Source organism: Mesorhizobium sp. M5C.F.Ca.IN.020.32.2.1, assembly GCF_004023105.1.
GTDB classification, from domain to species: domain Bacteria; phylum Pseudomonadota; class Alphaproteobacteria; order Rhizobiales; family Rhizobiaceae; genus Mesorhizobium; species Mesorhizobium wenxiniae.
Genome location: NZ_RZSX01001247.1, coordinates 1 through 1,342 on the forward strand (window position 1 = coordinate 1; position 1,342 = coordinate 1,342).

The 1,342-nt window shown below is 59.7% G+C and carries 2 protein-coding genes; one reads left to right on the top strand and one right to left on the bottom strand.

All coding sequences use genetic code 11. The features are described from left to right. The first annotated feature begins 46 nt into the window (after positions 1 to 46). Complete coding sequence (locus EOA86_RS34840) at positions 47 to 604, top strand: hypothetical protein (protein WP_128345642.1); 558 nt, start codon at positions 47 to 49, stop codon at positions 602 to 604. Here the strand turns inward: EOA86_RS34840 and EOA86_RS34845 are convergent. Then, on the bottom strand, positions 601 to 1,342 hold a 742-nt coding region (locus EOA86_RS34845; RefSeq protein WP_128345644.1), incomplete at its 5' end, for an MFS transporter. The two genes, EOA86_RS34840 and EOA86_RS34845, sit on opposite strands and share 4 nt — an antisense overlap.

The following is a 1,342-nucleotide window of genomic DNA, read 5'->3' on the forward strand; positions in this document are numbered from 1 at the left end:
GCTCTAAGGTGGGGCCTCCTGCCGCCCGCAGGCCACGAGGGAACTCATGCAACATCTGTACATTGCGAAGGAGAAGTTCGGTCCTTTCAGCGGCACTGCGTGGACCATGTACATCAACTGGTCCGGCCTCACCCAATTAAGCGAGGTCGTTTCACTCGATGGAATGCTCGGGCCGGTCGCCCTGGGAGAGGTAAAGGACAGCTACTGGCCCCATATTGTTAACGAGGACTACATGCTCGATTTCTTTGTGGACCTGGACTTCCTCCTTTCGGAGTTGGCGGATCCGGGCGACTTGAATGTCCTCAATGTGATCCGAAGACCGTCGGTTGACGTTCGTCCACTCGACTGGAACGGATTTACCTTCCTGGGCTACGACTTGTTGGATCAAGACGTCTCCATAAGCGCTTTGACCAACTGCGGAGGATTTCCTGACGTGTTTGCGAACACGGAACTGTCTGACGTTGGATTGATACCCGACTTTGATCGTGCCGTTGAAATTCGAGACCATCTACGCGGGATGCATCCCTCTGAATACCACGCCAATTGTGATTTATGGGCGATTTCCAGATGGCAAGGAAATGAAGGCACCCCGCAATTGTATTAGACAGCTCGCCCCCGCAATACGGTTGTGACCGCCAACGCCAGGCAAATGGCGCCGAGCGTGATCGGCAGCCCGTCCGCACCGAGAATATCCATGGCGCCGCCCGCCAGCGGGGGCACGGCGATGCCGCCGACGCCCCACATCAGCGAGAAGGCGGCGTTGCCGGCGACCAGTGCCGAGCCGGTGAACCGCTCGCCAAGCTCGATGATCGACATCGTGTAGATGCCGTAGGAGACCGCACCCCAGATAAAGACGCATGGCCAGATCAGCGGCGTCTCGATGAGAACCGGCAACAGCACGCATCCGAGCAGCGTTAGCGATACACAGATAAATCGGACCAGACGCGCCGTCAGCCGTTCCGCCAGCAGGCCGAGCGGCACCTGCATTGCGATATTGCCGGCGATCATCATCGACAGCAGCGCCGACATGCGTGTTTCCTCGATGCTGTAATGCGCTCCGTAGACCGGCAGCAGTGCCAGTACCGCCTGTTCGAAACCAGCGGCCACGACAACCGCCGACAACAGCAGCCATGCCATCGGCATGAACCCCATGACCGAAACCCGGTGCCCGGCCTCATCGACCTTCGGCAGCCGTCGCAGCACCAGCGCCAGGCAGGAGCCGCAAAAAACGAATGCGGCGATGCCGACGAGAAACGGCGGCCAGCCTTCGGTGCCGACGGCAAGCAGGCACAGCGGGCCGGCGGCGAAACCAGCCGAAATGACTGTGGAATAGACCCCCATC